The organism is Methylobacterium oxalidis (assembly GCF_007992195.1).
Lineage (GTDB): Bacteria > Pseudomonadota > Alphaproteobacteria > Rhizobiales > Beijerinckiaceae > Methylobacterium > Methylobacterium oxalidis.
Genome location: NZ_BJZU01000137.1, coordinates 1 through 22,925 on the forward strand (window position 1 = coordinate 1; position 22,925 = coordinate 22,925).

Genomic DNA, 22,925 nt, shown 5'->3' on the forward strand with positions numbered 1-22,925 from the left:
GACGCTCGCCGAGCGCTACCGGCACTAGGATCCGCCGCCGGATGGACATCCGCCAGCAGCTCCTCGCGGCCTTCGAGGTCGAGCACCGCGAGCATATCGACATGATCCGGGCGGCGCTGGCCGGCGGCGCCGAGGGGCGCCAGCCGGACTGGAACGACGTCTTCCGCCGCGCCCACAGCCTGAAGGGGGCCGCCCGCGCCGTCGACCTGCCCGCGGTCGAGGCGGTGGCCCACCGGCTGGAGACGCTGTTCGAGCGGATCGTGGCGGGTGCCACCGCCCTCGACCGGGAGGCGACGAGCGCCACGCACCTCGCCCTCGACCGGATCGAGGCCTACGTCGCCGGCCTGAAAGAGGCGGAGCCGCCCGAGATGCCGGCGGACGCGCTCGCCGCCCTCGACCGGCGACTCGGCACCGGGCCGGCCGGGCCCGAACCCGCGGCGCCACCTCCGCCGGCACCGCCGCGGGCCACCGTGGAGGCTCCGGCCGCCAACCCGGTCGCCGCACAGAAGCCGGCGACCGTCCCCGAAGAGGCGGCGCAGTCCCTCCTGCGCGTGCCCGCGGACGCGGTCGAGGCGCTGACGCGGGCGACCTACGACCTGACCGCGAGCCTCGGCGGCGAGGCGATGGTCGGCGACGGCCTGGCGCGGCTCGCCCGCAGCGCCGTCGCGCTGCGCCGTCGGACCGAGGCCGGCCGCGCGGGCGGGAAGGCGGGGCGCCTCGCGGGCACGGGCCGAACGGCGGATCCGGACGCGCTCTCAGCCGACCTCGACGCTCTCCGCGCGGAGCTGCGCGGCATCGAGGCGGGGCTCGCGGCGCTCGCCCGCGAGGCCAGCGATCTCGTCCGCCGGCAGGCCGGCGCGGCGAGCGCCATCGAGGGCGCGGCGGCGCGGGTCCGCGTCCAGGCCGAGCGCCTCGCCCTCGTCCCGGCCGAGACCGTGTTCGGCGGCTTCGCGCGCTCCCTGCGCGAGACCGCCCGCGAGCAGGGCCGCGAGATCGACCTCACGGTGACGGGGCTCGACCTGCCCCTCGATCGCGGCATGTTGCAGGTCCTCAAGGACCCCGTCCTGCACGCCCTGCGCAACGCCCTCGCCCACGGGGCGGAGGCCCCCGAGGCCCGCCGCCGGGCCGGCAAGCCCCCGGCGCTGGCGATCCGCTTCGAGATCGGCGTGCGCGGCGGGCGCCTCCACATCGCCGTGCACGACGACGGGGCCGGGCCGAACCTCGCCGCGATCGAGGCCAATGCCCGCCGCCGCGGCCTCCTCGGGCCGGGCGAGGCGGCCGAGCCCGAGGCGCTGCTCGGCCTCGTCTTCGAGCCCGGCTTCTCGACGGCGCCCTCCGTCGACACCCTGTCGGGGCGCGGCTTCGGGCTCTCGGTGGTCGCCGACGCGGCGCGCTCCTTGCGCGGCAGCGTGCGCCTTGAGCCGCGGCAGCCCTGGGGCACCTCGCTGGTGATGAGCCTGCCGCTCTCGGCCTCACGCCGCTCCGTTCTGCTGGTGGAGGCGGGCGGCACGGTCTACGCCCTGCCGGGCCCGGCCGTGGAGCGCCTGCTGCGGCACGAGCGCGGGAGACTCGGACGGGCGCTCGGGCGGCCCGTCCTGTCGATCGAGGGCGACGGGGCGGAGCGGACCCTGCCCGTCCATGCCCTGTCCGAGCTCATCGGCGCCCCGGCCGCCGAGCCCGCCGAGACGGGGAGCCTGACCGCGGTCCTGCTGCGCAGCGCGGGCGGCTTCGTGCTCGCGGTCGACGCCCTGCGCGACGTGCGCACCCTGCTCGTGCTGCCGGCCCCTCCGATCGGCGCCGATCCGGCCCTCGTCTCCGGAACCGTGGTCCTGCCCGGCGACGTGCCGGCGCTCGTTCTCGACCCGGAGGGACTTGCCGCCCGGGCCGGCGAGGCCAGATCAGCCGGCATCGCGGGCGGCGCGGCGGAATCGCGCGCCGATCCCCGCGGAACGGGCGCTCAGGCGCGACGTTCGACGATTCTCGTCGTGGACGATTCCATCACCACGCGGACCTTGGAGAAGGGAATCTTGGAAGCGGCCGGGTACCGCGTGGTCGTCTGTGTCGACGGGCAGGACGCTCTCGACCGTCTGCGCGCCGACATCGAGACGGTCGATCTGGTCGTCGCCGACGTCGAGATGCCCCGCCTCGACGGGTTCGGCCTGCTCAAGGCGCTGCGCGCCGACGAGTCCCTCGCGCGGCTCCCCGTCATCCTGATGACCTCCCGCGGCGAGGCCGATGACGTGAACCGCGGCCTGGAACTCGGCGCGGACGCCTACCTGACCAAGCAGAAGTTCGACCAGCGCCAGCTGCTCGACACGATCGGGCAGCTGCTGTGAGCGGGCCGGTCCGCGTCATGCTCGTCGAGGACAGCCTCGTCGTGCGCCAGCTCCTCGCGCACATTGTCGGGCGCGACCCGCGGCTCACTCTCGTCGCGGCGGTGGCCTCCGCCGAGGAGGCGCTGGAGCAGATCGCGGTGGTGCGTCCGGACGTGATCTCGATGGACATCCGCCTGCCCGGCATCGACGGCCTGGAGGCGACGCGCCGGATCATGGCCGAGCACCCGACGCCGATCGTGGTGGTGGCGGACGCCGTCGAGGATTCCTCCCTGCGGATCTCCATGAACGCCCTGCGGGCGGGCGCCCTCTCGGTGGTCGAGAAGCCCGTCGCGACCACCCATTCGGGCTACGACGCGGTGGCGGGCGAGATCTGCACGCAGCTGCGCATCATGGCCCAGGTGCCGGTGATCCGGCGGCGGCCGATCGGCTCGGAATGGGCCGGCCGCCGGGCCGCCGCGCGCTCCGCGTCCGAGGCCGCGCCGGAGGCCGCTCCCTCCGACCGGCCGACGGTGCTCGCCATCGCGGCCTCGACCGGCGGACCGCCGGCGCTCGCCCGCGTCATCGGCGCCCTGCCCGAGGACTTTACCCTGCCGGTCCTCGTCGTTCAGCACATGGGCGCGGCCTTCATGGAGGGGTTCGCGGCCTGGCTGAACGGCGTCGTGGCGCTGCCCGTCTCCGTCGCCGTCGACGGCGAGCGGGCGGAGGGCGGCCGCGTCTACGTGGCGCCGGGCGACCGCCATCTCGAAATCGGCGCGGGCGGCATCCTGCGCATCCTCGACTCGGCGCCTGTCGGTGGCCAGCGGCCCGCCGCCACCGTCCTGTTCCGCTCGGTCGCCCGGCAGGCGGGCCGCGCCGGCATCGGCGTGCTCCTCACCGGCATGGGGGAGGACGGGGCGCTCGGCCTCCTCGACATGCAGCGCGCGGGCGCTCAGACCATCGCCGAGCACGAGAGCACGGCCGTCGTCTACGGGATGCCCGCCGCGGCCGTCCGCCTCTCCGCCGCCCGCAGCGTGCTGCCCCTCGACCGGGTCGCGGGCGAGATCCTGCGCTCCGTCTCGCCGGACCAGCCAGCATGAGCGGCGAGGCGGCCCGCCCTCGCCTTCTCCTGGTAGAGGATTCCGAGACGCAGGCCCTGGAGTTGCGCCTGCTCCTCGAGGGGCGCGGCTTCGCGGTGGAGCGCTGCGCGACCGCGGAGGCGGCCCTCGACCACCTCAACACGCGCCTGCCCGATCTCGTGGTGGCCGATTACCACCTGCCCGGCATGAACGGGGACGAGTTCACCCGGCAATTGCGCCTGTCGCTGCGCACGCGCGCCCTGCCCCTGCTGATGCTGACGGGCGCCCGCGACGGCGAGCGCCAGGGACTCGAGAGCGGCGCCGACGCCTACGTGGCGAAATCCGCCGACCGCGACCTCCTGATCCTGCGCATCCGCGCGCTGCTGCGCGAGCGCAAGGGCGGTGCCTCCGCGGAGGGGCCGGGCGTTGCCGCCTTCCGGCGCGGGCGCGTGCTCGTGATCGACGGCAGCGCCACCTACCGGACCTTCCTCGCCGGGGTCCTCGGCCAGGAAGGCCACGCGGTCACCGCCGCGGACGGGCCGGAGGCGGCGCTCGTCGCCCTCGACGCCCCGGGCGCGGCCTTCGACTGCGTGACGGTCGATCTCCTCGGGCCCGCCTACGACGGTCTCGACCTGTGCCGGGCGATCGACCGGCGGCGCGCCTTGGCGGAGAGCGGCGCACCCTTCCACCTCGTCGGCATCGCCGGAAGTGCCCCGGCCAAGGACTTCCTCGTCGCGGCCTTCGCCGCCGGCGCCGACGACGTCGTCTCGAAGGAGGACGGCGACGTCCTCGTGATGCGGGTGCGCGGCCTCGTCCGCCGGCGCCTCCTCGAGGAGGACAACCGGCGCATCGCGGGCGAGTTCGGCGACCGGGAGAGGGCGCTGGAGCGGGCTCGCGCCGAGGCGGAGGCGGCCGAGGCCCGCGCCCAGCTCGCGGGCGCCCTCGAGCAGGCGAACCGGGACCTTGCGGACGCCAACCGCAAGCTGACGGAAGCACAGGCGAAGCTCGTACAGGCCGCCAAGATGGCATCGCTCGGCGAGCTCGTCGCTGGCATCGCCCACGAGATCAACAATCCCCTGGCCTTCATCCTGGCGCATCAGGGCACCGTGGAGCGGCTCCTCGGGGAGGTGCCCGCACCCCCCGGCGACGGCGTCGCCGAGCGGGCGCTCGCCAAGGCGCGCGACCGGGTCGGCTCGATGCGGATGGGCCTGACCCGCATCCAGGATCTCGTGCTCAACCTGCGCAAGTTCTCCCGTCTCGACGAGGGCGAACTCTCCCGGGTCAACGTGCCGGACGCGATCGAGACGGTGCTGGCGCTGATCCAACACAAGCTCGGCGGGCGCATCGCCGTGGAGCGGGACTTCTCGGGCCGCCCCGAGATCCACTGCACCCCCGCCCTGCTCAACCAGGTGGTGATGAACATCCTCGGCAACGCCGCCGACGCCATGCCCGAGGGCGGCACCATCCGGGTGGTGACCGAGAGCACCGGGGACACCGACATCATCCGCATCAGCGACACCGGCCCCGGCATCTCGGAGGATCTGCGGGAGAAGATCTTCGAGCCGTTCTTCACGACGAAGCCAGTCGGCTCGGGAACCGGGCTGGGGCTTGCGATTGCATACAGCGTCGTTCAGGCGCATAGCGGCTCGCTCACCGTCGAGACGGCGCCAGGAGGTGGAGCCTGCTTCGTGATCGGCATCCCACGGCAGGCGGACAGCGCATGACGAGAGGCACGATCCTGGCCGTCGACGACGAGCCGGACATCCTGATCGCCCTCGAGGACCTGTTCGAGGATACCTACCGGGTCGTCAGCACGACGAAACCGGCGGAGGCGCTCGCCCTCCTCGCCAAGGATCCGGACATCGCCGTGATCCTCTCCGACCAGCGCATGCCAGGCATGACCGGCGACGCGATGCTGTCGGAGGCGCGCAGCTTCCACGAGGCGCAGGCGATCCTGCTCACGGGCTATGCGGATATCAACGCGGTGATCGCGGCGCTCAACCGCGGCGGCATCACCGGCTACGTCACGAAACCGTGGGACGCGGCGCTCCTGCGCCACACGGTCGGCAACGCGTTCGAGCGGTATCGCCTCGGGCGCGAGCTCGCGACGGAACGCGCCCTGTTGCGCGGCCTGCTGGAGCATTCCGAGGACGCGATCTCCTTCAAGGATGCGGGTGCGCGCTTCGTGCGCCTCAACGCGCGCAAGGCCGCGCTCCTCGGCACCGACGCCACCGGCTGCCTCGGGCGGACGGAGGCCGACCTCACGGGCGAGCGCGGCGCGGCCGCCGAGCGCGCGGACGCCGCCGCGATCGCCTCCGGCGAGGCGGCCGAGAGCCTCGCGTCGGAGGGGCCGGCCGGCGCCGAGCGCTGGAGCCAGGTGACCCGTGTGCCGATCCGGGGCCCCGCCGGCGAGATCGCGCATCTCGCCACGATCGAGCGCGACGTCACCGAGCAGAAGTCGCTGGAGGCGCGGCTGCGCCAGTCGGACAAGATGCAGGCGCTCGGCACGCTGGCCGGCGGCATCGCGCACGACTTCAACAACCTGCTCACCGCCATCCTGGGCAGCCTGGAACTGGCCGGGCCGAAGGTCGGCGACCAGCCGCGGGTGCGCCGGCTCATCGACAACGCCACCCAGGCCGCCCAGCGCGGCGCCTCGCTCACGAAGCGCCTCCTCAGCTTCAGCCGCTCGCACGACCTGGAGGCCCGCTCGACGGACGTGAACGCCCTGATCGCCGGCATGGACGCGCTGCTCGGCCGCAGCCTCGGCGGCCTCGTGACGGTGACGACGCGGCTGCGCCCGGACCTGCCGGCCGCCCTCGTGGATCCTGACCAGCTCGAACTCGCGATCCTCAACCTCTGCATCAACGCCCGCGACGCGATGCCGGAGGGCGGCGCCATCACCATCGCCACCGACCTCGTCGACATCACCGACGATCCCGAGCTCGCGTCCGGCTCCTACCTCGCCGTCAGCGTCGCCGATACGGGTACGGGCATCCAGCCCGAGATCCTGCAGCGGGTCTGCGAACCGTTCTTCACCACCAAGGCGGTGGGCCAGGGCACCGGCCTCGGCCTCGCCATGGTGTTCGGCCTCGCCCAGCAGTCGCAGGGACGGTTGCGCATCGACAGTGCCGTCGGCCGCGGCACCCTGGTCGAACTCGTCCTGCCGCGCGCCGAGGGTGCGGCAACGGCCGAGGCCGCACCCCGGCATGAGTCGCCCGTCGCCGCGCGGCCCGCCCGTATCCTCGTGGTGGACGACGACGAGGAGGTCCGGCACGTCACCGCCTCCTTCCTCAGCGATTTCGGCTATCGGGAGACCGAAGCCCCGGACGGCGCGGTCGCGCTCTCCCTGTTGGAGGAGAGCCGCTTCGACCTCATCGTCGCCGACCTCGCCATGCCCGGCATGACGGGGGCCGACCTCGCCGCCACCGTGCGCGGCCGCTGGCCGGACGTCCCGGTGCTGATCCTGACCGGCCACGCCGAGGCGATGCAGATCCCGGACGACGTGCCGGTGCTCAAGAAGCCGTTCGGCTCGGCCGAGCTCGCGGCCCGGGTCTCGGCGCTCCTGAAGCCCGTCGAGGGCTGACCTCCGCCATTTGGGGGAGGCGTATCCATACCCGAGCCTGAACGAGAAAGGGCGGCCTTGCGGCCGCCCTTCCGTCTCATCCCAGTCCGAGGATCGGCTCAGGCCGCAGCGGCCTCGCCGCCCTGCACCGGGCCCGAATCCTGGCCGCGGGCGTCGACGTCCCGGTCCACGAACTCGATCACCGCCATCGGGGCGTTGTCGCCGTAGCGGAAGCCGGCCTTCATGATGCGGCAGTAGCCGCCGGGACGCGCGTTGTAGCGCGGGCCGAGCACCGCGAAGAGCTTCTTCACCATCGCCTCGTCGCGCAGCTGCGACATGGCGAGGCGGCGGGCGTGGACGCTGTCCGTCTTGCCGAGCGTGATCAGCTTCTCGACGACCGGGCGAAGGTCCTTCGCCTTCGGCAGAGTTGTGATGATCTGCTCGTGCTTGATCAGCGCGGCGGACATGTTGGCGAACATCGCCTTGCGATGCTCGACCGTGCGGTTGAAGCGGCGACCGCGGAAACCGTGACGCATGTTTGGCTCTCCTTATGATTGCGGCCGCCGTGCCAAGGGTCGACCGTCGTTAGAACGGGCGGGGCACTGAAAGGCCCTGCCCGCCATTCGCTACCTGCGAGCGCCGAAGGCGCCCTCAGTAATGCTCCTCGAAGCGCTTGGCGAGATCCTCGATGTTCTCCGGCGGCCAGCCGGGAACGTCCATGCCGAGGTGCAGGCCCATGCCGGCGAGCACTTCCTTGATCTCGTTGAGCGACTTGCGACCGAAGTTCGGGGTGCGCAGCATCTCGCCCTCGGACTTCTGGATGAGGTCGCCGATGTAGACGATGTTGTCGTTCTTCAGGCAGTTCGCCGAGCGGACGGACAGTTCCAGCTCGTCCACCTTCTTGAGCAGCGCCGGGTTGAAGGGCAGCTGCGGCGCGAGCGGCGCGGCCTCCTCCTTGCGGGGCTCCTCGAAGTTCACGAAGACCTGCAGCTGGTCCTGGATGATGCGGGCGGCGTAGGCCAGCGCATCCTCCGGCGAGACCGCGCCGTTTGTCTCGACCGTCATGGTCAGCTTGTCCTTGTCGAGATCCTGGCCCTCGCGGGTCGTCTCGACGCGGTAGGAGACCTTGGTCACCGGCGAGAACAGGGCGTCGACCGGGATCAGTCCGATCGGCGCGTCCTCAGGGCGGTTGCGCTCGGCCGGGACGTAGCCCTTGCCGGTGGCGACCGTGAACTCCATGCGGATCTCCGCCCCGTCGTCCAGGGTGCAGATCACGAGGTCGGGGTTCAGGATCTGGATGTCGCCGACGACACCGATGTCGCCGGCCGTGACGACTCCCGGACCGGTCTTGCGCAGGGTCATGCGCTTGGGCTGGTCGGTCTGCGAGCGGATCGCGATGGTCTTGATGTTGAGGACGATGTCGGTGACGTCCTCGCGCACGCCCGGGATCGAGGAGAACTCGTGCAGAACGCCGTCGATCTGCACCGAGGTCACGGCCGCGCCCTGGAGCGAGGACAGCAGCACCCGGCGCAGCGAGTTGCCGAGCGTCGTGCCGAAGCCGCGCTCGAGAGGCTCGGCCACCACGGTGGCGACGCGCTTCGGGTCGTCCCCGGTCGTCACCTGGAGCTTGTTCGGCTTGATGAGCTCTTGCCAGTTCTTCTGAATGACCACGATCCTACCTCTCGCAATACTGGCGCGGTCCGCTCGCGTGGCCCGCGCAGGCTGCCGGTTCCCCTTCGCCCCCGCGGGGACCGGCCTCCGGATGGTTCCCTACTGTGCCGCGACCCAGAGCTCCGGCACGAAGCTGTATCCGGCGCTCTCCCGCACGACGTAGCCGAGCGCCGGAAATTCGAGGTGGGAGCCGCCGATGAAGCTGCGGCTCCCCGCCACCTCGTCGAGGATCCGCTTGCGCGTGGCGCGGGCCTGATCGCCGTCCACGTCGAAGCTGACGCCAGCCTCGGGCTGCTTGAACTGGATCGCGGGCAGGTGCACCACGTCCGTCCACATCATCAGCACCTTGTCCCCCGACACGATGCGGAAGCCCGTGTGTCCCGGCGTGTGTCCCGGCAGGTGCACGGCCGTCACGCCCGGCACCACCTCCTCGCCCCCCGAGATCGTCCGCGTGCGCCCCGCATAGGGCGCGGTCGCCTTGGCGGCGATCTCGAAATAGGGCTTCGCCTCGTCCGGCGCCCGGGACAGCACCTCCTCGCCGAGCCAGTGCGCCGCCTCGTCGGCGTGGAGCACGATCTCGGCGTTCGGATAGGCCGCCTTGTCTCCCGCGAGCAGGCCGCCCGCGTGATCCGGGTGCAGGTGCGTCAGGAGCACCGTCTCGATCTCCTCCGGCTTCACGCCGGTGAGCGCGAGCGCGCCGGGCACGCGGCCGAGAGTGTCGCCGCCGAAAGCGCCGAAACCCGTGTCGATCAGCACCGGATTGCGGCCCGGTCCCGTGATCAGGAAGGCGTTCAGCGTGATGCGGGGTGCCTCAGCACGAAAGCCGGCCGCCTGAAGCGAGCCGGCCTCCGCCTTGGAGATGCCCGTGACGAGATCGAGGGAGCCCTGCAGGTAACCGTCGTTGAGGACGGTGACCGTCAGATCGCCGAGCTGCCACCGCAATGCGCCCGGGAGTGGCTTCGAACCTTCCGCCACGTCTGCCTCCGTCTCCGCTGCCTCGCCGGAAGCCTCCGCTCAGACGCGGCGGCGCTTGCGCGGCCGGCAGCCGTTGTGCGGAATCGCCGTGACGTCGCGGATCGAGGTCACGGTGAAGCCCGCGGCCTGCAGCGCGCGCAGCGCCGACTCGCGGCCGGAGCCCGGGCCCGACACCTCGACCTCGAGGGTGCGCATGCCGTGCTCGGCGGCCTTGCGGCCGGCATCCTCGGCGGCGACCTGCGCGGCGTAGGGCGTCGACTTGCGCGAACCCTTGAAGCCCATCGCGCCGGCGGACGACCACGAGATCGTGTTGCCCTGCGCGTCCGTGATCGTGATCATCGTGTTGTTGAACGACGCGTTCACGTGGGCGACGCCCGAGACGATGTTCTTGCGTTCGCGCCGGCGGACGCGGGTCGGTTCCTTGGCCATAGGTCTCGCTCTCTTCCTTCAGGCACGCCCGTAACACCAGGCGCTCGGGACATTCTAGGACTTGGCGGCGCTGTCGTGATCGGCAGCCCCGCTCCCGTGCCGGCACCGAGGGACACTCGGCGCGGCAGAACGGAGGCCGAGCGCGGCTCGGCCCCCCGACAGGGAATTACTTCTTCTTGCCGGCGATCGGCTTCGCCTTGCCCTTGCGGGTACGGGCGTTGGTGTGGGTGCGCTGGCCACGGACGGGCAGGTTGCGGCGATGGCGCAGGCCGCGGTAGCAGCCGAGGTCCATCAGGCGCTTGATGTTCATCGAGACCTCGCGACGCAGGTCGCCCTCGACGAGGTAATCGCGATCGATGGTCTCGCGGATCTGGAGCACCTCGGCGTCGGTGAGCTGGTTCACGCGGCGCTCGGCCGGGATGCCGACCTTGCCGGTGATCTCCTCGGCCTTCTTGGAACCGATGCCGTGGATGTACTGGAGCGCGATGACGACGCGCTTGTTCGTCGGGATGTTGACGCCTGCGATACGGGCCAAGGCCTTGCTCCATATGCCCCGCGCATCATGGCCGGAGCTTCTCTCGTGTGTCACGCGCGTCCGGTGGAGTCCGGCCCCTGCGCGCCGCCGCTAACGACAAATCGGCCCGCGGCCGCCCCGTACGGGACGCCCCGGACCAACTTCCGTCTGGACGAAGACCGGCCTGCTAGCGCGGGCTGGCCGTGTTGTCAACCGCATGGCGGTGCGGTGACGTGCTCAGGAAGCCGCCGTCTCCGCGTGCCGCTCGAGCAGGGCGAAGAGATCCTGCGTCACCGTGTCGATCGGCTTCATGCCGTCGATCGTCTCCAGCATGCCGGCCTTCGCGTAGTGGTCGGAGAGCGGCGCGGTCTGGCGGCGATAGGCATCGAAGCGTGTCTTGAAGACCTCGGGGGTATCGTCCTTGCGCACGGGCAGGCCCTTGGCGGCCGTCTCTTCCGCGCGCTTGGCGATGCGCCCGACGAGGGCTTCCTCATCAACCTTCAGCTCGACCACCGTCGACAGGGCGATGCCCTTCTTGGCGAGCATCCTGTCGAGGGCCTCGGCCTGCTGCACCGTGCGCGGGAATCCGTCGAGGATGAAGCCGCGCTTGGCATCCGGCTCCTCGATCCTGTCGGCGACGATGCCGACCACCACGGTGTCCGGCACGAGGCCACCCTGTTCCATGATCGCCTTCGCCTCGAGGCCGACCGGCGTGCCGGCAGCCACCGCGGCGCGCAGCATGTCGCCGGTGGAGAGCTGCGGGATGCCGAAACGCTCGACGATCCGCTCGGATTGGGTTCCCTTGCCCGCCCCGGGGGGCCCGAGCAGAATGATCCGCATGGCGTCTGTCCTCGTCCATTGCCCGTGTTCGGGCTTGAAGGGCGTCCGGGCGAAGCCTCCCCGGCGTCGCCCGCGTGCCGTCTCCTTCTAGCGATTTTCGACGCGGCGTGGAGTCGGCGAAAGGTCGAACCCTGACGGGTCGGCGAGAATTGTTGCGGGGCCGAGCGGCCCCGCCGCTCAGCGTCGCCGGGTCGTGGTCGAGGCGCCGCGCAGCTTCGCCTTCTTCACAAGGCCCTCGTACTGGTGCGCCATCAGGTGCCCGTGGATCTGGGCGACCGTGTCCATCGTCACGGAAACGACGATGAGGAGCGAGGTGCCGCCGAAGCCGAGGCTCGCCGAGGCGTAGGAGGCCAGGATTTCGGGCACGAGGCAGACGAAGGTGAGATAGAGCGCGCCGATCGCGGTGATGCGGGTGAGCACCTTGTCGATGAAGGCGGCGGTGCGCTCGCCCGGGCGGATGCCGGGGATGAACCCGCCATGCTTCTTCAGGTTGTCGGCCGTCTCCTGCGGGTTGAAGACCACCGCCGTGTAGAAGAAGGCGAAGAAGATGATCAAGGCCGCGTAGAGCAGCATGTAGAGCGGCCGCCCATGGCCCAGGTAGGTCGTCAGCGTGCCGAGGATGCCGGTCGACCCCTGGTTGGCCGAGAAGCTCGCCACGGTGGCCGGCAGCAGCAGCAGCGAGGAGGCGAAGATCGGCGGGATCACGCCCGACGTGTTGAGCTTCAGCGGCAGGAACGAGGTCTGGCCCTCGTACATCCGGTTGCCGACCTGGCGCTTCGGGTAGTTGATCAGGAGCCGGCGCTGGGCGCGCTCCATGAAGACGATGAAGTAGACGAGAGCGATCGCCGCCACGCCGACGCCGAGGATCACGGCCGAGGAGAGCGCGCCCGTGCGGCCGAGCTCCAGCGCGCCGATGATGGCCGTGGGGAGATGCGCCACGATGCCGGCGAAGATGATGAGCGAGGAACCGTTGCCGATGCCGCGCGAGGTGATCTGCTCGCCGATCCACATCAGGAAGAGCGTGCCGCCGGTGAGGGTGATCACAGTCGATGCCAGGAAGAACGGCCCGGGATCGATGGCCGCGCTGGAGCTCTGCAGCCCGATCGCGATGCCCCAGGACTGCACCAGTGCCAGAAGAACCGTGAGATAGCGCGTGTACTGGTTGATGACCTTGCGGCCGGACTCGCCTTCCTTCTTCAGCGCCTCGAGGCTCGGGATCACCGAGGTGAGGAGCTGGATGATGATCGAGGCCGAGATGTAGGGCATGATGTTGAGCGCGAAGATCGCCATGCGCTCGACCGCCCCGCCCGAGAACATGTTGAACAGGCCGAGCACGCCGCCCGCCTGCTGCTGGAAGTTCCGCGCGAACTGCTCCGGATCGATGCCGGGAATCGGGATGTAGGTGCCCAGGCGGAACACCACGAGCGCACCCAGCGTGAACCAGATGCGCTTCTTCAGCTCATCGGCCTTCGCGATCGCCCCGAAATTGAGGTTGGCGGCAAGCTGCTCGGCGGCTGAGGCCATGGCCCATATCCTGAGAACGGGTGTACGGGGCTTCAAGCACCCGTGAAAAACGAAGCGGCGGCCACGCGCGAGGTCGCACGGGCCGCCGCTCAGCGCTTCGACTTAAGGGCTGTACAAACCCGGCGCAACTGCCTGTCAGGCGGTCGCCTCGGCGGAGCCGCGGGTCGAGACGCCGGAGGCGTAGACGACCGTGACGCTGCCGCCGGCCTTCTCCACCGCCTCGATGGCGGATTTCGACGCGCGGGTCACCTCGAAGGCGAGCTTCGTGCTGAAGTCGCCGACGCCGAGGAGCTTCACGCCGTCGCGGGGACGGGCGATGATGCCGGCCTGGACGAGCGCGTCGACCGTCACGGTCGCGCCCTTGTCGAGCTTGCCGGCCTCCACCGCCTGCTGGACGCGGCCGAGGTTCACCTCGTTCAGGTCGGCGGCGTGGATGTTGTTGAAGCCGCGCTTCGGCAGGCGACGATGCAGCGGCATCTGACCGCCCTCGAAGCCCTTGATGGACACGCCGGTCCGGGCCTTCTGACCCTTCACGCCGCGTCCCGCGGTCTTGCCCTTGCCGGAGCCGATGCCCCGGCCGACGCGCATCCGGTTCTTGGTCGCGCCTTCGTTGTCGCGGATCTCGTTGAGCTTCATCTCGCCCTCCTCAAGCCGCGCCGTCGAGGACGCGCACGAGGTGATGCACCTTGCGGATCATGCCGCGCACGGAGGGGGTGTCCTCCAACTCGGCGATCCGGTGCAGCTTGTTCAGCTTGAGGCCGATCAGCGTCGCGCGCTGGGAAGCCTCGCGGCGGATCGGCGAGCCGATCTGCTGGACGCGGAGCGTCTTGGTAGCCGTCTGTGCCATCATGCCACCCTCCCCTTACGCCACGGCCGCTTCGGACATGTCGGTCGGGTCGGCGTCGCGGCGGCGAGCCTGCAGGGCCGACACCTTGAGGCCGCGGCGCGCGGCGACGGCGCGCGGGCTGTCCTCGTTCTTGAGCGCCTCGAAGGTGGCGCGCACGAGGTTGTAGGGGTTCGACGAGCCGAGAGACTTCGCCACGACGTCCTGCATGCCGAGCGTCTCGAAGACGGCGCGCATCGGGCCGCCCGCGATGATGCCGGTGCCCTGGGGCGCGGCGCGCAGGATGACCTTGCCGGCGCCGTGACGGCCGTGAACGTCGTGGTGCAGCGTCCGACCCTCGCGGAGCGAGACGCGGATCAGGCCGCGCTTGGCCGCCTCGGTCGCCTTGCGGATCGCCTCAGGAACCTCGCGGGCCTTGCCGTGGCCGAAGCCGACGCGGCCCTTCTGGTCGCCGACGACGACGAGGGCCGCGAAGCCGAAGCGACGGCCGCCCTTCACCACCTTGGCGACGCGGTTGATGTGGACGAGCTTGTCCACGAACTCGCTGTCGCGCTCCTCGCGGTCCTCGCGGCGGCCGCGGCCCCCGCCTTCACGTTCACGTGCCATCTGTACCGATCCGTCTCACTGACGCGGGCGGCGGGCCCGCTCGCTTGATGTTGTCCGTCTCAGGGGCGGCGGACCGCCCCCTCTCCGCCGATCAGAAATCGAGACCACCCTCGCGGGCGGCGTCGGCGAGCGCCTTGATGCGCCCGTGGAAGAGGTAGCCCGACCGATCGAAGATCACCTGAGTGACCCCGGCCGCCTTGGCGCGCTCGGCGACGAGCTTGCCGACGGCGGTGGCCGCCGCGATATCCGCGCCGGTCTTCAGGCTGCCCTTGAGATCCTTGTCCAGCGTCGAGGCGGAGGCCACGGTGCGGCCCTGCGCGTCGTCGATGACCTGGACGTAGATCTGCTTGGAGGAGCGGAATACCGAGAGCCGGGGCCGCCCATTGGCCGCCGCCCGCAGCGCGCGGCGCACACGCGCCTTGCGGCGGTCGAGTGCTTCGTTCTTGCGTGACATGGTGGCGGGTCCTTACTTCTTCTTGCCTTCCTTGCGGAAGATGAACTCGCCCGCATACTTCACGCCCTTGCCCTTGTAGGGCTCGGGACCGCGATAGTCGCGGATCTCCGCGGCGACCTGACCGACGCGCTGCCGGTCGATGCCCGCGATCACGATCTCGGTCGGCTTCGGCGTCGTGATGGTGATGCCGGCCGGGATCTCGTACTCGATGTCGTGGCTGTAGCCGAGCGACAGCTTGAGGGCCTTGCCGGCCATCGCGGCGCGGTAGCCGACGCCGGTGATCTCGAGGCGCTTCTCGAAGCCCTTCGCGACGCCCTCGACGAGGTTCGCCACCTGAGCACGGGAGGTGCCCCACAGCGAGCGGGCCTCCTTGGACTGGTTCTTCGGCTCGACCGTGATCGCCCCGTTGTCCAGGGCCACGTTGACGAGGCTCGGCACGACGAACTGCAGCTCGCCCTTCGAACCCTTCATCTTGACCGTCTGGCCGTTCACCGTCGCCGTCACGCCGGACGGGACGGAAACGGGCTTCTTGCCTACGCGAGACATAGCCTTCTCCTCTCGCCTGCGATCAGAACACCTTGCAGAGCACTTCGCCGCCGACGTTGCGCTCGCGCGCCACGTGGTCGGCCATAACGCCCTGCGGGGTGGACACGATGGTGATGCCGAGGCCGTCGGCGACGCGCGGCAGCTCGCCGACCGACGAGTACACCCGGCGGCCCGGCTTCGACACCCGCTGGATCGAGCGGATGACGGGCTTGCCGTCGTAGTACTTCAGCTCGATCGCGAACTCGGTCCGGCCGTTGCCGAGATCCGTGGTCGCGTAATCGCGGATGTAGCCCTCGGACTTGAGGACATCGAGCACGCTGGCGCGCAGGCGGGAGCCGGGCGTCTGGACGACGTTGCGGCGGCGCTGCTGGCCGTTGCGGATACGGGTGAGCATATCACCCACGGGATCGTTGACCATGGTGACTGCCTCCTTACCAGCTCGACTTGACGAGGCCGGGGATCAGGCCCCGGTTGCCGAGCTCACGCAACGCGACGCGCGAGACGCCCATCTTCCGATAGTAGGCGCGCGGGCGGCCGGTCATCTCGCAGCGGTTGCGGATGCGGGTGGCCGACGAATTGCGGGGCAGCTCCGCGAGCTTGAGGCGCGCCTCGAAGCGCTCCTCCATCTCGAGGGACTCGTTGTTCGCGATCGCGAGCAGCGCCTTGCGCTTCTCTGCGAAGCGCTTCACCAGCGCCTTGCGGTGGTTGTTCTTCTCGACTGAGCTTTTCTTAGCCATGTCTTCTCTCTCCAGTGTCCGCGTCTAAGAGCGCGAGGCCCTTACTGCCGGAACGGGAAGCGGAAATGCTTGAGGAGAGCGCGAGCCTCCTCGTCGGTCTTGGCCGTCGTGGTGACCACGATGTCCATGCCCCACATCTGCTCGGCCTTGTCGTACGAGATCTCCGGGAACACGAGGTGCTCCTTGAGGCCCAGCGCGTAGTTGCCGCGGCCGTCGAACGACTTCGGGTTCAGCCCGCGGAAGTCGCGGACGCGCGGGAGCGCGATCGTGATCAGGCGATCCATGAACTCGTACATGCGCGCCTTGCGCAGCGTCACCTTGCAGCCGATCGGCATGCCCTCGCGGACCTTGAAGGTCGCGATGGCCTTGCGGGCCCGGGTGATGACCGGCTTCTGGCCGGCGATCAGCGCGAGGTCGCCCGCGGCGATAGAGGCCTTCTTCGAGTCGGCGGTCGACTCGCCAACACCCATGTTGATGACGATCTTCTCGATCTGCGGCACCTGCATGGGGTTCTGGTAGCCGAACTCCTCGATCAGCTTCTGCCGAACCACCTCGTCGTAGTGCTTGCGCAGACGCGGGGTGTAGGCGTCCTTGTTTGCCTCAGCCATCGATCAGATCCCCCGAGCGCTTGGCGAACCGAACCTTGCGGCCGTCCTCGAGAATGCGGAAACCCACGCGCGTCGCCTTACCGTCCTTGGGATCGGCGACCGCGATGTTGGACAGGTGAATGGCGGCTTCCTTCGAGATGATGCCGCCCTCCTGGTTCTGCGTCTGGCGCTGATGGCGCTTGACCAGGTTGACGCCGCGGACGAGCGCGCGGTTCTCCTTCGGCAGGACCTGGATGACCTCGCCGGAGCGACCCGCGTCGCGGCCGGTGAGGACGACGACCGTGTCGCCCTTCTTGATCTTCGCAGCCATCACAGCACCTCAGGAGCCAGCGAGATGATCTTCATGTGATTGCGCGCGCGGAGCTCGCGCGGCACGGGCCCGAAGATGCGGGTGCCGATCGGCTCCTTCTGATTGTTGATCAGAACGGCGGCGTTCTTGTCGAAGCGGATGACCGAGCCGTCGGGACGCTTCACGTCCTTGGCCGTGCGAACGACGACCGCCTTCATGACGTCGCCCTTCTTCACACGGCCGCGCGGGATCGCCTCCTTCACGGAGACCACGATGATGTCGCCGACGCCGGCATACTTGCGCTTCGACCCGCCGAGCACCTTGATGCACATCACGCGGCGCGCACCAGAATTGTCGGCGACGTCCAGATTCGTCTGCATCTGGATCACGGGAGTGACCTTTCCTTGTTTCAGGCGGGTTTCCGCACGCGGGCGGTATTGCCCGGCGGACGACGCCTGATGGGGATCTGATGTCCCCGGCTCATATGACAGACCGCGCTATCGGCGCTTGGCAGCGCCGGCGCGGTCACCGCAGTCGACGGGGGGGCGCGAGGCGTCCCCTCTGAACTTTCGCGAAGGCCGGTCGCATACAACGGTCCGGCGATTCGCGCAAGGGTCTCGGCGCGAGCGCGTCAGGCGCTCGCGGCGACCTCCGCTCCACCCTCGACGAGCTTCCAGGTCTTCGTCTTCGAGTAGGGGCGGCACTCCTCGATGAACACCGTCTGCCCGACCTTGGCGGCGTTCGCCTCGTCGTGCGCGTGGTAGTTCTTCGAGCGGCGGACGGTCTTCTTCATCACCGGATGGGTGAAGCGGCGCTCCACCTTGACGACGATGGTCTTCTCGCCCTTGTCGCTGACGACGACGCCCTGCAGTACGCGCTTCGGCATCGATCTCTCCTTAAGCCTTCGACGCTTCGAGCGTCTTCTGACGCTGAAGCGTGCGGACGCGGGCGATGTCGCGACGGACCTCGCGCACGCGGGCGACGTTCTCGAGCTGGCCGGTGGCTCCCTGGAAGCGCAGGTTGAACTGCTCCTTCTTCAGGTTCAGCAACTCGTCATTGAGCTGATCCGGGGACAGGGCCTTCAGATCAGACAGTCTCTGGGACGACTTCATGATCTCCCTCTCCTCAGTCTGCGATACGGGCGACGACGCGGGTCCGCACGGGGAGCTTCGCGGCGCCGAGGCGCAGGGCCTCGCGGGCGATGTCCTCGGCGACGCCGTCGACCTCGAACATGATGCGGCCGGGGTGGACGCGGGCGGCCCAGTAATCCGGCGCACCCTTGCCGGAGCCCATGCGGACCTCGGTGGGCTTGGCGGAGACCGGCACGTCCGGGAACACGCGGATCCAGACGCGGCCCTGGCGCTTCATCTCGCGGGTGATCGCGCGGCGGGCCGCCTCGATCTGCCGCGCGGTGACGCGCTCGGGCTCCACGGCCTTCAGGCCGAACTGGCCGAAGTTCAGCTCGAAGCCGCCCTTGGCCGCACCGTGGATGCGGCCTTTGAACTGCTTGCGGAACTTCGTCTTCTTGGGTTGCAGCATGGCAGCCTCTCAAACCTCTCTGTCGCGAGCGCCGCGATCACGCGTTGGCGTGGTCGCGACGGCCGCGCTCGCGGCCACCCTCGCCATCGCGCTCGCGACGGCCGCCGGACCGGCCACCCTCGTCCTGCGCGCGCTTGTCCTGGGCCATCGGGTCGTGCTCGAGGATCTCGCCCTTGAACACCCACACCTTGATGCCGCACGTCCCGTAGGTCGTGAAGGCGGTGGCCGTGCCGTAATCGACGTCGGCCCGCAGCGTGTGCAGCGGAACCCGGCCCTCGCGGTACCACTCGGTCCGGGCGATCTCGGCGCCGCCGAGACGGCCCGAGCAGGTGATGCGGATGCCTTCTGCGCCGAGACGCATGGCCGACTGAACGGCCCGCTTCATCGCGCGGCGGAAGGCCACGCGGCGCTCGAGCTGCTGGGCGATCGAGTCGGCCACCAGCGTCGCGTCGATCTCGGGCTTGCGCACCTCGACGATGTTGATCGTCACGTCGGCCTTGGTCATCGTGCCGACGAGCTTGCGCAGCTTCTCGATATCCGCGCCCTTCTTGCCGATCACCACGCCCGGACGGCCCGAGTGGATGGTGACGCGGCACTTTCGGTGCGGGCGCTCGATCACGATCTTCGAGACCGCGGCCTGCTTGAGCTGCTTCATGAGGGCGGCGCGGATCGCCACGTCCTCGTGCATCAGCTTCGCGTACTCGCCCTTGTTGGCGAACCAGCGGGAGTCCCAGGTCCGGTTGATGCCGAGCCGCAGACCGATCGGATTGACTTTCTGGCCCATCAGATCCTCCTCACGCCGCTTCGGCGGACGGGACTTCGCGAACCACGATGGTGAGGTTCGAGAAGGGCTTCAGGATGCGGGCGCCGCGGCCGCGCGCACGGGCGTGGAACCGCTTGAGAACGAGCGCCTTGCCGACGAAGGCCTGGGAGACGACGAGATCGTCGACATCCAGGTCGTGGTTGTTCTCCGCGTTGGCAATCGCACTCTCGAGGCACTTCTTGACCTCGCGGGCGATCCGCTTGCGAGAGAATTCCAGATCGGCAAGAGCGGTCTCGACCTTCTTGCCGCGGATGAGCGCCGCGACGAGATTCAGCTTCTGGGGGCTGACGCGCAGCATGCGCGCGACCGCCTTGGCCTCGTTCTCGGGGAGCGCGCGGGGGGTGGCTTGCTTGCCCATCTCAGCGCCTCTTCGCCTTCTTGTCGGCCGCGTGACCGTGGAAGGTGCGGGTCGGCGAGAACTCGCCGAACTTGTGGCCGACCATCTCCTCGGACACGTAGACCGGGATGTGCTTCTGCCCGTTGTGCACACCGAAGGTGAGCCCGACGAACTGCGGCAGGATCGTGGAGCGGCGGCTCCAGATCTTGATGACTTCGTTGCGGCTGGATCCGCGCGCGGTCTCAGCCTTCTTGAGGAGGTAGCCGTCGACGAACGGCCCCTTCCAGAGAGAGCGTGCCATGATGGTTACTTCTTGCGGTTGTGGCGGCTGGACAGGATGAAGGTATCGGTCCGCTTGTTGGACCGGGTCTTCTTCCCCTTGGTCGGCACGCCCCACGGCGTGACCGGGTTGCGGCCGCCCGAGGTGCGCCCCTCGCCGCCGCCGTGCGGATGGTCGACCGGGTTCATGGCGACGCCGCGGTTGTGCGGACGCTTGCCGAGCCAGCGGTTGCGGCCGGCCTTGCCCAGCGAGATGTTCATGTGGTCGGGGTTCGAGACCGCGCCCACGCTCGCGAAGCACTGGCCGTGCACGAGGCGCTGCTCGCCGGAGTTCAGGCGCAGCGTCACGTAGCCCTGGTCGCGGCCGACGATCTGGGCGTAGTTGCCCGCGGAGCGGGCGATCGCGCCGCCCTTGCCGATCTTCAGCTCGACGTTGTGGACGATCGTGCCCACCGGCATGTTGCCGATCGGACCCGCGTTGCCCGGCTTGATGTCGACCTGCTCGGCCGCCACCACCTTGTCCCCCGCCTGAAGGCGCTGGGGAGCCAGGATGTAGCTCTGCTTGCCGTCCGGGTAGTTGATCAGCGCGATGAACGCCGTGCGGTTCGGATCGTACTCGATCCGCTCGACCGTCGCTGCCACGCCCAGCTGGTCGCGACGCTTGAAGTCGACGTTGCGCAGGGCGCGCTTGTGGCCGCCGCCGCGGAAGCGGACGGTCACGCGGCCGAGGTTGTTGCGGCCGCCCGTGGACGACTTGCCCTCGGTCAGCGCCTTCACCGGCTTGCCCTTGTAGAGCTCACGGCGGTCGACCAGCACGAGCTGGCGCAGGCTCGGCGTGACCGGTTTGAATGTCTTCAAGGCCATCGGCTTGGTTCCCTAAACCCGGTCGTCTCAGAGGCCCGTCGTGACGTCGATCGTGTCGCCCTCGGCGAGGGTGACGATCGCCTTCTTCACGTCCGAACGCTGTCCGCGCAATCCGCGGAAGACCTTCTTCTTTCCCTTGGTCACGAGCGTGTTCACCGCGGTGACCTTCACGTCGAACAGCTTCTCGACCGCTTCCTTGATCTGCGGCTTGGTCGCCTTCGGCGCGACTCGGAACACGACCTTGTTCTGCTCGGTCAGGTTCGTCGCCTTCTCGGTGATCACCGGCGAGACGATCACGTCGTAGTGGCGCGGATCGGCACTCATTTGAAACGCGCCTCCAGCGCATCGACCGCCGCGCGGGTGAGAACGAGCTTCTCACGGCGCAGGATGTCGTAGACGTTGATGCCCTGCACCGGCAGGACGTCGATCTGCGGCAGGTTGCGGGCGGCGCGACCGAAGTTCGCGTCGATCTCCGCGCCGCCGATGATGAGCGCGCTCGACAGGCCGAGCTTGCCGAAGCGCTCGGCGAGCCCCTTTGTCTTGCCCTCGGCGAGCTTCACGTCGTCGACGACGATCAGCGTCTCGGCCTTGGCCTTGGACGACAGGGCGTGACGCAGTGCCAGCGCACGCACCTTCTTGGGAAGGTCGTGACTGTGATCGCGCACCACCGGACCGAAGGCCCGGCCGCCGCCGCGGAACTGCGGGGCGGAAGCGGCGCCGTGACGGGCGTTGCCGGTGCCCTTCTGCTTGTAGAGCTTCTTGCGGGTGCGGTTCACGTCAGAGCGGTTCTGCACGGCGTGCGTCCCGGCCCGGCGCTTGGCGAGCTGCCAGCGGACCATGCGCTGCAGCAGGTCGGCGCGGGGCTCGAGGCCGAAGATGGCCTCGTCGAGCTCGACCGAGCCGGCGCCTTCGCCTTCGAGCGTGGTGATATCGAGCTTCATCACGCGTTCTCCTCGGAAGCGGGAGCCTCGGGAGCCGGAGCAGCGCCGTTCTCACGGAACTTGCCCGGCAGCGGAACATCGGCGGGGAGCTTGCGCTTCACCGCATCGCGGACCTGGATCCAGCCGCCGGCGACGCCCGGCACCGCACCCTCGACGAGGATGAGGCCGCGCTCGGGGTCGGTGCGCACGACGCGCAGGTTCTGGGTGGTCACGCGCTCGACGCCGAGATGACCCGGCATCTTCTTGTTCTTGAAGGTCTTGCCCGGATCCTGACGACCGCCGGTCGAACCGATCGAGCGGTGCGAGATCGACACGCCGTGCGTGGCGCGCAGGCCGCCGAAGTTCCAGCGCTTCATGCCGCCGGCGAAGCCCTTACCGGTGGTGGTGCCGGTCACGTCCACGAACTGGCCGGGGATGAAGTGATCGGCCGTGATCTCGGCGCCGACCGGGATCAGCGAATCCTCGGTGACGCGGAACTCGGCGAGCTTCTGCTTCGGCTCGACCTTGGCGACCGAGAAGCGGCCGCGCTCGGCGCGGGACACGTTCTTGACCTTGGCCTTGCCGACGCCGACCTGCAGCGCGGTGTAGCCGTTCTTCTCGACGGTGCGGTGGGCAACCACCTGGCATTGATCGATCTTGAGCACGGTGACGGGGACATGCTCCCCCGCATCCGTGAAGACGCGGGTCATGCCGACCTTCTGTGCGATGACGCCTGAGCGCATAGGTGTCTCCCTCGCGCGATGAAACGGTAAGCTCTAAGCCTCAGCGGCTCAGAGCTTGATCTCCACGTCCACGCCAGCGGCGAGGTCGAGCTTCATCAGCGCGTCCACGGTCTGGGGGGTCGGATCGACGATATCGAGCACCCGCTTGTGCGTGCGCATCTCGAACTGCTCGCGCGACTTCTTGTCGATGTGCGGCGAACGGTTGACGGTGAAGCGCTCGATGTGGGTCGGCAGCGGGATCGGGCCACGGATCTGCGCGCCCGTACGCTTGGCGGTGGAGACGATCTCGCGGGTCGACGCATCGAGGATGCGATGATCGAACGCCTTGAGGCGGATACGGATGTTCTGACCGTTCATGACCTGAAACCTTGGCGGGATTGGCAAGGGGCGGGCGCGAGGGCCCGTCCCTCGATTGTCCCTGCGGGAGTTG

32 protein-coding genes are annotated in these 22,925 nt (G+C 69.6%); 4 read left to right on the forward strand and 28 right to left on the reverse strand.

All coding sequences use genetic code 11. From position 1 onward, the window contains the following. The first annotated feature begins 41 nt into the window (after positions 1-41). From MOX02_RS25355 to MOX02_RS25370, 4 genes are read left to right on the forward strand one after another with little or no spacing between them, the layout of a single operon-like run. Positions 42-2,336, forward strand: coding sequence for a hybrid sensor histidine kinase/response regulator (locus MOX02_RS25355; RefSeq protein WP_147028605.1), 2,295 nt, complete (start codon positions 42-44; stop codon positions 2,334-2,336). Positions 2,337-2,353: 17 nt separating this feature from the next. Further along, complete coding sequence (cheB, locus tag MOX02_RS25360; RefSeq protein ID WP_147028631.1) at positions 2,354-3,412, forward strand: chemotaxis-specific protein-glutamate methyltransferase CheB; 1,059 nt, start codon at positions 2,354-2,356, stop codon at positions 3,410-3,412. Beyond that, the gene (locus MOX02_RS25365; protein WP_147028606.1) at positions 3,409-5,115 is read left to right on the forward strand and encodes a response regulator; all 1,707 of its coding nucleotides are present in this window, start codon (positions 3,409-3,411) and stop codon (positions 5,113-5,115) included. The genes cheB and MOX02_RS25365 overlap by 4 nt, the downstream gene beginning before the upstream one ends. Beyond that, positions 5,112-6,974, forward strand: a complete 1,863-nt coding sequence (locus MOX02_RS25370) for a response regulator (protein ID WP_147028607.1) — start codon at positions 5,112-5,114, stop codon at positions 6,972-6,974. The genes MOX02_RS25365 and MOX02_RS25370 overlap by 4 nt, the downstream gene beginning before the upstream one ends. Positions 6,975-7,072: 98 nt before the next feature. On the opposite strand, the gene rplQ is transcribed toward MOX02_RS25370, so the two are convergent. From rplQ to rpsJ, 28 genes are all read right to left on the reverse strand, one after another. Then, positions 7,073-7,489: a 50S ribosomal protein L17 gene (gene rplQ / locus MOX02_RS25375; protein WP_147028608.1), complete on the reverse strand. Its 417-nt coding sequence runs from the start codon at positions 7,487-7,489 to the stop codon at positions 7,073-7,075. A 115-nt stretch (positions 7,490-7,604) separates the two neighbouring features. Next, on the reverse strand, positions 7,605-8,642 hold the full coding sequence (locus tag MOX02_RS25380) for a DNA-directed RNA polymerase subunit alpha (protein WP_373866786.1): 1,038 nt from the start codon (positions 8,640-8,642) through the stop codon (positions 7,605-7,607). 81 nt (positions 8,643-8,723) lie between these two features. Further along, a complete protein-coding gene (locus MOX02_RS25385; protein ID WP_147028609.1) occupies positions 8,724-9,599 on the reverse strand; it encodes an MBL fold metallo-hydrolase in 876 nt (291 codons plus the stop codon). A 39-nt stretch (positions 9,600-9,638) separates the two neighbouring features. Continuing rightward, entirely contained in the window at positions 9,639-10,028 is a 390-nt protein-coding gene (gene rpsK / locus MOX02_RS25390) for a 30S ribosomal protein S11 (RefSeq protein WP_147028610.1), read from the reverse strand. A gap of 166 nt (positions 10,029-10,194) precedes the next feature. After that, a complete protein-coding gene (rpsM, locus tag MOX02_RS25395) occupies positions 10,195-10,563 on the reverse strand; it encodes a 30S ribosomal protein S13 (protein WP_147028611.1) in 369 nt (122 codons plus the stop codon). A 216-nt stretch (positions 10,564-10,779) separates the two neighbouring features. After that, positions 10,780-11,382: an adenylate kinase gene (locus MOX02_RS25400; RefSeq protein WP_147028612.1), complete on the reverse strand. Its 603-nt coding sequence runs from the start codon at positions 11,380-11,382 to the stop codon at positions 10,780-10,782. Between the two features lie 177 nt (positions 11,383-11,559). Then, entirely contained in the window at positions 11,560-12,906 is a 1,347-nt protein-coding gene (gene secY / locus MOX02_RS25405) for a preprotein translocase subunit SecY (protein ID WP_147028613.1), read from the reverse strand. A 135-nt stretch (positions 12,907-13,041) separates the two neighbouring features. Continuing rightward, positions 13,042-13,542 carry a 50S ribosomal protein L15 gene (gene rplO / locus MOX02_RS25410; RefSeq protein ID WP_147028614.1) on the reverse strand — a complete coding sequence of 167 codons (501 nt, stop codon included), beginning with the start codon at positions 13,540-13,542 and terminating at the stop codon, positions 13,042-13,044. Between the two features lie 10 nt (positions 13,543-13,552). Continuing rightward, positions 13,553-13,753 carry a 50S ribosomal protein L30 gene (rpmD, locus tag MOX02_RS25415; RefSeq protein WP_147028632.1) on the reverse strand — a complete coding sequence of 67 codons (201 nt, stop codon included), beginning with the start codon at positions 13,751-13,753 and terminating at the stop codon, positions 13,553-13,555. A gap of 15 nt (positions 13,754-13,768) precedes the next feature. Continuing rightward, positions 13,769-14,356, reverse strand: coding sequence for a 30S ribosomal protein S5 (gene rpsE / locus MOX02_RS25420; protein WP_147028615.1), 588 nt, complete (start codon positions 14,354-14,356; stop codon positions 13,769-13,771). Between the two features lie 91 nt (positions 14,357-14,447). Further along, entirely contained in the window at positions 14,448-14,810 is a 363-nt protein-coding gene (gene rplR / locus MOX02_RS25425; protein ID WP_147028616.1) for a 50S ribosomal protein L18, read from the reverse strand. Between the two features lie 12 nt (positions 14,811-14,822). Further along, positions 14,823-15,356, reverse strand: a complete 534-nt coding sequence (rplF, locus tag MOX02_RS25430; protein WP_147028617.1) for a 50S ribosomal protein L6 — start codon at positions 15,354-15,356, stop codon at positions 14,823-14,825. Positions 15,357-15,378: 22 nt separating this feature from the next. Further along, the gene (rpsH, locus tag MOX02_RS25435) at positions 15,379-15,774 is read right to left on the reverse strand and encodes a 30S ribosomal protein S8 (RefSeq protein WP_147028618.1); all 396 of its coding nucleotides are present in this window, start codon (positions 15,772-15,774) and stop codon (positions 15,379-15,381) included. 13 nt (positions 15,775-15,787) lie between these two features. After that, positions 15,788-16,093 carry a 30S ribosomal protein S14 gene (rpsN, locus tag MOX02_RS25440; protein WP_147028619.1) on the reverse strand — a complete coding sequence of 102 codons (306 nt, stop codon included), beginning with the start codon at positions 16,091-16,093 and terminating at the stop codon, positions 15,788-15,790. Positions 16,094-16,134: 41 nt separating this feature from the next. Continuing rightward, positions 16,135-16,701 carry a 50S ribosomal protein L5 gene (rplE, locus tag MOX02_RS25445; RefSeq protein WP_147028620.1) on the reverse strand — a complete coding sequence of 189 codons (567 nt, stop codon included), beginning with the start codon at positions 16,699-16,701 and terminating at the stop codon, positions 16,135-16,137. Next, entirely contained in the window at positions 16,694-17,011 is a 318-nt protein-coding gene (gene rplX / locus MOX02_RS25450; RefSeq protein ID WP_147028621.1) for a 50S ribosomal protein L24, read from the reverse strand. Before rplX ends, rplE begins: the two co-directional genes overlap by 8 nt. Further along, complete coding sequence (rplN, locus tag MOX02_RS25455; RefSeq protein ID WP_109895558.1) at positions 17,011-17,379, reverse strand: 50S ribosomal protein L14; 369 nt, start codon at positions 17,377-17,379, stop codon at positions 17,011-17,013. The genes rplX and rplN overlap by 1 nt, the downstream gene beginning before the upstream one ends. Positions 17,380-17,621: 242 nt before the next feature. Then, positions 17,622-17,876 (reverse strand): 30S ribosomal protein S17, encoded by a 255-nt coding sequence (gene rpsQ, locus MOX02_RS25460; protein WP_147028622.1) that lies wholly within the window; start codon positions 17,874-17,876, stop codon positions 17,622-17,624. A gap of 10 nt (positions 17,877-17,886) precedes the next feature. Beyond that, entirely contained in the window at positions 17,887-18,102 is a 216-nt protein-coding gene (rpmC, locus tag MOX02_RS25465) for a 50S ribosomal protein L29 (protein WP_147028623.1), read from the reverse strand. A 13-nt stretch (positions 18,103-18,115) separates the two neighbouring features. Further along, positions 18,116-18,529 carry a 50S ribosomal protein L16 gene (gene rplP / locus MOX02_RS25470; protein ID WP_147028624.1) on the reverse strand — a complete coding sequence of 138 codons (414 nt, stop codon included), beginning with the start codon at positions 18,527-18,529 and terminating at the stop codon, positions 18,116-18,118. 37 nt (positions 18,530-18,566) lie between these two features. Next, complete coding sequence (gene rpsC, locus MOX02_RS25475; RefSeq protein ID WP_147028625.1) at positions 18,567-19,313, reverse strand: 30S ribosomal protein S3; 747 nt, start codon at positions 19,311-19,313, stop codon at positions 18,567-18,569. 10 nt (positions 19,314-19,323) lie between these two features. Continuing rightward, positions 19,324-19,710, reverse strand: a complete 387-nt coding sequence (gene rplV / locus MOX02_RS25480) for a 50S ribosomal protein L22 (RefSeq protein WP_147028626.1) — start codon at positions 19,708-19,710, stop codon at positions 19,324-19,326. 1 nt (position 19,711) lies between these two features. Next, positions 19,712-19,990, reverse strand: a complete 279-nt coding sequence (gene rpsS, locus MOX02_RS25485; RefSeq protein ID WP_109895570.1) for a 30S ribosomal protein S19 — start codon at positions 19,988-19,990, stop codon at positions 19,712-19,714. 5 nt (positions 19,991-19,995) lie between these two features. Next, positions 19,996-20,832: a 50S ribosomal protein L2 gene (gene rplB / locus MOX02_RS25490; RefSeq protein ID WP_147028627.1), complete on the reverse strand. Its 837-nt coding sequence runs from the start codon at positions 20,830-20,832 to the stop codon at positions 19,996-19,998. Positions 20,833-20,859: 27 nt separating this feature from the next. Further along, entirely contained in the window at positions 20,860-21,156 is a 297-nt protein-coding gene (locus MOX02_RS25495; protein ID WP_147028628.1) for a 50S ribosomal protein L23, read from the reverse strand. Next, positions 21,153-21,773 (reverse strand): 50S ribosomal protein L4, encoded by a 621-nt coding sequence (rplD, locus tag MOX02_RS25500; protein ID WP_147028629.1) that lies wholly within the window; start codon positions 21,771-21,773, stop codon positions 21,153-21,155. The genes MOX02_RS25495 and rplD overlap by 4 nt, the downstream gene beginning before the upstream one ends. Continuing rightward, the gene (gene rplC / locus MOX02_RS25505; protein WP_147028630.1) at positions 21,773-22,495 is read right to left on the reverse strand and encodes a 50S ribosomal protein L3; all 723 of its coding nucleotides are present in this window, start codon (positions 22,493-22,495) and stop codon (positions 21,773-21,775) included. The genes rplD and rplC overlap by 1 nt, the downstream gene beginning before the upstream one ends. Positions 22,496-22,543: 48 nt before the next feature. Further along, positions 22,544-22,852, reverse strand: coding sequence for a 30S ribosomal protein S10 (gene rpsJ, locus MOX02_RS25510; RefSeq protein WP_066927377.1), 309 nt, complete (start codon positions 22,850-22,852; stop codon positions 22,544-22,546). Positions 22,853-22,925: the final 73 nt, after the last annotated feature.

Excerpts from the sequence above, each read along its gene's own strand:
- rplB (WP_147028627.1), bottom strand. The coding sequence starts at position 20,832 with ATGGCCTTGAAGACATTCAAACCGGTCACGCCGAGCCTGCGCCAGCTC.
- rpsC (WP_147028625.1), bottom strand. The coding sequence starts at position 19,313 with ATGGGCCAGAAAGTCAATCCGATCGGTCTGCGGCTCGGCATCAACCGG.
- rplD (WP_147028629.1), bottom strand. The coding sequence starts at position 21,773 with ATGAAGCTCGATATCACCACGCTCGAAGGCGAAGGCGCCGGCTCGGTC.
- rplP (WP_147028624.1), bottom strand. The coding sequence starts at position 18,529 with ATGCTGCAACCCAAGAAGACGAAGTTCCGCAAGCAGTTCAAAGGCCGC.
- MOX02_RS25365 (WP_147028606.1), top strand. The coding sequence starts at position 3,409 with ATGAGCGGCGAGGCGGCCCGCCCTCGCCTTCTCCTGGTAGAGGATTCC.
- rplQ (WP_147028608.1), bottom strand. The coding sequence starts at position 7,489 with ATGCGTCACGGTTTCCGCGGTCGCCGCTTCAACCGCACGGTCGAGCAT.
- rpsJ (WP_066927377.1), bottom strand. The coding sequence starts at position 22,852 with ATGAACGGTCAGAACATCCGTATCCGCCTCAAGGCGTTCGATCATCGC.
- rpsK (WP_147028610.1), bottom strand. The coding sequence starts at position 10,028 with ATGGCCAAGGAACCGACCCGCGTCCGCCGGCGCGAACGCAAGAACATC.
- rplR (WP_147028616.1), bottom strand. The coding sequence starts at position 14,810 with ATGTCACGCAAGAACGAAGCACTCGACCGCCGCAAGGCGCGTGTGCGC.
- MOX02_RS25355 (WP_147028605.1), top strand. The coding sequence starts at position 42 with ATGGACATCCGCCAGCAGCTCCTCGCGGCCTTCGAGGTCGAGCACCGC.
- rpmD (WP_147028632.1), bottom strand. The coding sequence starts at position 13,753 with ATGGCACAGACGGCTACCAAGACGCTCCGCGTCCAGCAGATCGGCTCG.
- rplV (WP_147028626.1), bottom strand. The coding sequence starts at position 19,710 with ATGGGCAAGCAAGCCACCCCCCGCGCGCTCCCCGAGAACGAGGCCAAG.
- rpsH (WP_147028618.1), bottom strand. The coding sequence starts at position 15,774 with ATGGTCAACGATCCCGTGGGTGATATGCTCACCCGTATCCGCAACGGC.
- rplX (WP_147028621.1), bottom strand. The coding sequence starts at position 17,011 with ATGGCTGCGAAGATCAAGAAGGGCGACACGGTCGTCGTCCTCACCGGC.
- MOX02_RS25370 (WP_147028607.1), top strand. The coding sequence starts at position 5,112 with ATGACGAGAGGCACGATCCTGGCCGTCGACGACGAGCCGGACATCCTG.
- cheB (WP_147028631.1), top strand. The coding sequence starts at position 2,354 with ATGCTCGTCGAGGACAGCCTCGTCGTGCGCCAGCTCCTCGCGCACATT.
- MOX02_RS25495 (WP_147028628.1), bottom strand. The coding sequence starts at position 21,156 with ATGAGTGCCGATCCGCGCCACTACGACGTGATCGTCTCGCCGGTGATC.
- MOX02_RS25400 (WP_147028612.1), bottom strand. The coding sequence starts at position 11,382 with ATGCGGATCATTCTGCTCGGGCCCCCCGGGGCGGGCAAGGGAACCCAA.
- rpsE (WP_147028615.1), bottom strand. The coding sequence starts at position 14,356 with ATGGCACGTGAACGTGAAGGCGGGGGCCGCGGCCGCCGCGAGGACCGC.
- rpmC (WP_147028623.1), bottom strand. The coding sequence starts at position 18,102 with ATGAAGTCGTCCCAGAGACTGTCTGATCTGAAGGCCCTGTCCCCGGAT.
- rpsS (WP_109895570.1), bottom strand. The coding sequence starts at position 19,990 with ATGGCACGCTCTCTCTGGAAGGGGCCGTTCGTCGACGGCTACCTCCTC.
- rpsQ (WP_147028622.1), bottom strand. The coding sequence starts at position 17,876 with ATGCCGAAGCGCGTACTGCAGGGCGTCGTCGTCAGCGACAAGGGCGAG.
- rplC (WP_147028630.1), bottom strand. The coding sequence starts at position 22,495 with ATGCGCTCAGGCGTCATCGCACAGAAGGTCGGCATGACCCGCGTCTTC.
- secY (WP_147028613.1), bottom strand. The coding sequence starts at position 12,906 with ATGGCCTCAGCCGCCGAGCAGCTTGCCGCCAACCTCAATTTCGGGGCG.
- rpsN (WP_147028619.1), bottom strand. The coding sequence starts at position 16,093 with ATGGCTAAGAAAAGCTCAGTCGAGAAGAACAACCACCGCAAGGCGCTG.
- rplO (WP_147028614.1), bottom strand. The coding sequence starts at position 13,542 with ATGAAGCTCAACGAGATCCGCGACAACGAAGGCGCGACCAAGAACCGG.
- rplF (WP_147028617.1), bottom strand. The coding sequence starts at position 15,356 with ATGTCTCGCGTAGGCAAGAAGCCCGTTTCCGTCCCGTCCGGCGTGACG.
- rplE (WP_147028620.1), bottom strand. The coding sequence starts at position 16,701 with ATGGCTGAGGCAAACAAGGACGCCTACACCCCGCGTCTGCGCAAGCAC.